The organism is Clostridium tarantellae, assembly GCF_009295725.1.
Taxonomy (GTDB): Bacteria; Bacillota; Clostridia; order Clostridiales; family Clostridiaceae; genus Sarcina; species Sarcina tarantellae.
In genome coordinates, this window is sequence record NZ_WHJC01000271.1 from 1 (window position 1) to 4,615 (window position 4,615).

The 4,615-nt window shown below is 26.2% G+C and carries 3 protein-coding genes; 1 reads left to right on the top strand and 2 read right to left on the bottom strand.

The annotated features are described in order from the left end of the window. Positions 1–69: 69 nt before the first annotated feature. The gene (locus GBZ86_RS13010) at positions 70–573 is read left to right on the top strand and encodes a hypothetical protein (protein ID WP_152891299.1); all 504 of its coding nucleotides are present in this window, start codon (positions 70–72) and stop codon (positions 571–573) included. Positions 574–737: 164 nt separating this feature from the next. Here GBZ86_RS13010 and GBZ86_RS13015 read toward each other — a convergent pair whose 3' ends face one another. After that, the gene (locus GBZ86_RS13015; RefSeq protein WP_152891301.1) at positions 738–2,132 is read right to left on the bottom strand and encodes a basic amino acid/polyamine antiporter; all 1,395 of its coding nucleotides are present in this window, start codon (positions 2,130–2,132) and stop codon (positions 738–740) included. A 103-nt stretch (positions 2,133–2,235) separates the two neighbouring features. Continuing rightward, positions 2,236–4,521: an Orn/Lys/Arg family decarboxylase gene (locus tag GBZ86_RS13020; RefSeq protein ID WP_152891302.1), complete on the bottom strand. Its 2,286-nt coding sequence runs from the start codon at positions 4,519–4,521 to the stop codon at positions 2,236–2,238. Positions 4,522–4,615: the final 94 nt, after the last annotated feature.

Here is a 4,615-nt window from a genome sequence, read left to right on the forward strand (position 1 = left end):
CATTAATATTATATGTAAAAATATTGTTATTTTTATAATTAATTTTAATATATATAGAGAGGTTTTATAATGGAAAAAAATAATTTAGATATAATAGTAAAAAAAGTTATATTATCTACAGAAGAACAATTAAAAGGAGATTTTAAAGAAAGTATAGACTATGAATTAAAAAACACTGAAAATTTATATAATAGTGCTATGTTTTTTAAATGCTTTAAAGAAATGATAGAAAAAAAACTTGAGGAAATATTTGAAAAGCAAAACTATCCTAAAGATTATGAAGAATTTAAAAAAATATATGCTAAAGTAAGTGAAGAAGCAAATTATCATTTTAATAAACCACACTATAAATGTTATGATGATAAATATCAATATGAATTCATATACCTTTCTGTGTATTGTAATGCATATATAAAATATACATTCGGACTATTATTTAATGGTAATAATTATAGTATTTTAGAGGAACTAAAAGAATTTGATGCTAAGGATATAATTATTACTTTTAGAAAATATCTGCATTTAATAACTTTAAATAAGCTTAAAATTACCTATGGTTTAAAAAGGGCTTAATTTCTTATATGATAAATTTTAAAAATTATAATTTGTAAAAAAAAAGGACAAATATAAAATTTAAATATTTGTCCTTTTTAAATTTTACATTACATCCATTTCTTAAACAGTCATAAATTTTATAATTATTTTTAACCACTTAAGAAATGTTGCAGCTATATTTATTATTTAAATTTCATTATAAATATAGCTGCTATACCAACTATTGTTAATACATAGCAAAAATATTTTTCCCATTTATGATTAAACATTTTACTTCCCTGTTCATGAGTAGTTATAATAAGAAATATTATACCTAATGCATAAAGTGAAGTACATTCTAGCAAATTCATTAATCCTGATGTAAATATCATAAATAATGAATAAATTGTACCACATATTCCATAGATAAAATTTCTCCATTTTTTATCTTCATAAGAAATTTTTACTAGGAATAATGCTGATAATACATATGGAATTAAAACCATCTCAGTTGCCACATTTGTAATAGCTTCAAAAGCATTATTAGCAAACATAGCAAAAAAATAAGTGATTTGCATAATTGCCGCATTAAATATTAATGCAGCTATAGCAGCATTTTCTTTATTTACTTTAGCTAAAAATTTAGGAAACATTTTATCCTCTGCAACTGCTAAAGGAATTTCTGCTGTTAATATAGTCCATGAAACCCATGCACCTAATACAGATATTATAACCCCTATATCTATTAAAATATCAGCCCAATTACCATATGTATATTTTAGAACTCCTGCTAATGAAGGATCTTTGAAAGCCATTAAATTTTCTTGTGGAACACTACCATAACTCAATTCTACAATAAGAACATAACATATTAATACAAATACATATCCTATTATAGTTGCAATACCTACATCTCTTGAATTTTTAGCTCTTCCTGATATAACCACTGCTCCTTCAACCCCTACAAATACCCATAAAGTTTGAAGCATAGCATCTTTAATCTGTGAACTAATACTACCTAATGTAAGACCATCCATCGTTATATTTGTTACCCATAAATTTTTAGTGAAAATATGCATTTTAAAAGATACAAATAATAAAAATATAGCTATTATTATAGGTACTATTTTTGCTATAGTAGCTATATTATTAAAAGCAGTAGCTGTTTTCATTCCTTTTGCTACTAATAAAACAACAGCCCAAATTAATATGGTACTTATTATAGTTCCTATAAGTCCATTACTCCCTTTTATGGCTGGAAAAAATTTAGTAAGTGCATCTACAAATAATATAGCAAAAGATACATTACCAATGGCATTACTTAACCAATAACCCCAAGCTGAGTTAAATCCTATGTAATTCCCAAATCCTTCCTTAGCATAATAATAAATCCCACTTGTAATATCTCCTCTTTCAAAAGAAAGAACTTGGAATACCTTTGCAATAAAAAATACGCCTATACCAGTTATTAACCATGCTATAATACTTGCTCCTGCCACTGCATTTTGAGCCATTTCACCAGGCAAATTAAATATTCCACCTCCTAGCATTGATCCAATTACAATAGCAATAAGTCCAAATAATCCAACTTTACGCATTTTACCACCTCCAAGTTAAAATATAGATATTAAAAATTCTAATCTTTTGACTATTTATATAAAACTAAAAATAATCAAAAGATTAGATATTTCAATTAACAAATTATTTTAACGCCATTGTTGTAAAAATTCTCTTTCCATCTTTAACTATAGCTTCTACTCCATGAATATCACTATAATACCCTGGGAATTCTCTTTCAAAAGCTTCTCTTGTTAATAAATAATCAATAATAGGTTTACTTACTTCATCAACCTTTTCTCCACCCATTAAAATTGGAATTCCTGGAGGATATGGAACCATCATAACCGCTGCAATTTGTCCCATTAATTCATTAATAGGAAGTTTAAACACTTCTCCTTTAAACACTCTTCTAGAAGCTTCAGCTGGTGTCATTTCTGGAGTAGGTATTACTTGAAATGCTTTATCCATTAATTCTAGCATATTATTATTTTTTATATATTCATGCATCATTTGACAATGATCTCTTAGCCCAATACTTTTATACCTATCTTTATAAGAAGCTATAAGCTCTGGGAATATTTTCTCTAAAGGAGCATTTTCATCATATAATTTTTTAAAATGGGTTAATGCTGTAAATAAAGTTCCTTGTTTACCTTTAGTTGTACCTATTGAATTTAATAATAGTAATGAATAGTAATCTGTTTTTTCTGGTACTACTCCATAACTAATTAAATAATCTGATAAGATTGATGCTGGTATACCACATTCTTCAAACTTTCCATCAGCATTTAAACCTGGCATTTTTAATGTTATTTTTATTGGATCTAACATAACATAATCATCTTCTATATCTTCAAAACCATGCCATAAATCCTTTTTATTTAAAATCCAAGTTTTTTGATCTTTAGCTAAAAATTCCGTTGGAGCATTCTCAAAAGCTACTTCTTTATTCTCATATTCAGTAGTTACAGGTTGCCAAACGTTAAAGAACCAACTATTTTTAGCTTTTTCACAGTTATAAATTCTTTTAATATTTTTTCTTAAATCAATAGCATCGCATATAGTTTCATGCATTAATTGTTGTCCATTAAATTCCATCATTTTAGCAGAAACATCTAAAGATGCTATCATATTATATTGTGGAGAAGTTGAACCATACATCATATATGCTTCATTAAATATTTCAGGATCTACATTTATTTCTGTACCATTTTTAATATGTAACATTGAAGATTGAGAAAATGCTGCTAATAATTTATGAGTAGATTGTGATGCAAAAATTGGTGGATGCCATTTTATATTTTCATCTTCACTCATGGCATAATGATTTTTATATATAGGATGGAACTTAGCATATGCATACCATGCTTCATCAAAATGAATATTATCCATATTACATCCTATAACTTCTTTTATTTTATTAGCATTATAGCAAAGTCCATCATAAGTTGAATTGGTTAAAGCCATCATTTTTATTCTTTCTTTATTTTTTTCTTTTGATACTAATGGATTTTTATGTAAAGCTAATTTTATTCCGTCTTCCTTAAATTCATTTAACCTAACAGGTCCTATAATTCCTAATCCATTTCTTCTTGGTATTATATAAGTTGGAATAGCTTCTGAAACAACCATAGCATAATTTAAAGATTTATGACAATTTCTATCTACATATGCTAAATCTCCTTTTGTAACTCTACCTTTCCATATAATTTGATTTACAGAACTTGTTCCATTAAGTACATAATAAGTTTGATCAGCACCAAAAACCTGAGCTGCAAATTTTTCTGAATCTCCTATTGATCCTTCATGGTCTAAAAGTGAACCAAGCTCTGGAACTGAAATAGACAGATCTGTTCTAAATACATTTTCTCCTAAAAAATCATAAAAGAATTTTCCTGGTGGATTTTTTATAAAAGCACATCCTCCCATATGTCCTGGTGTATGCCAAGCATACTTATATTTATGTGAATATTTTATAAGTTGTTTTAAAAAAGGTGATAATACATTTTCTATATATTTTTTAGAATGATCCATTAATCTTCCTGCTAAAAAATCTATTGTATCAGCATACAAAAAATAAAAATCTGATAAATCTTTAAATTCACAACAATCAAAAGAATTTAATTTTCTTTCCTCTGAAAATGCAACTATCGGTATATATTGATTTCTTTTTCTTATATCTGCCAATATTTTTTTAAACTGGTTTTTATTTTCTTCTTTATATTCTATAAAAATAGCACTTATATTTTGTTGGTAATAAAAAACTTCTAAGAAATCATGTTCATTATTAGTTGAAATAACATCCATATCATAAGTATGGTTTAAAAAGTCCTTTATAGCGTCTAGTCTATAAGTTTTTTCTTCTGAATTATCTAAAGAAGATAAAAAAAGCATTTTCCAGTCATAAGGTAAATCAGTATTTTCCATGTTGAAATCCTCCTCTTTCTAAAAAATCTTTTTTATATAGTTATATATTCAATAAAAAAATTTATCTAATAACTATATTTTAATCATACATCTA

What these genes read in the sequence shown, in the direction of transcription:
- GBZ86_RS13010 (WP_152891299.1), top strand. Translation starts at nt 70, where the DNA reads ATGGAAAAAAATAATTTAGATATAATAGTAAAAAAAGTTATATTATCT.
- GBZ86_RS13015 (WP_152891301.1), bottom strand. Translation starts at nt 2,132, where the DNA reads ATGCGTAAAGTTGGATTATTTGGACTTATTGCTATTGTAATTGGATCA.
- GBZ86_RS13020 (WP_152891302.1), bottom strand. Translation starts at nt 4,521, where the DNA reads ATGGAAAATACTGATTTACCTTATGACTGGAAAATGCTTTTTTTATCT.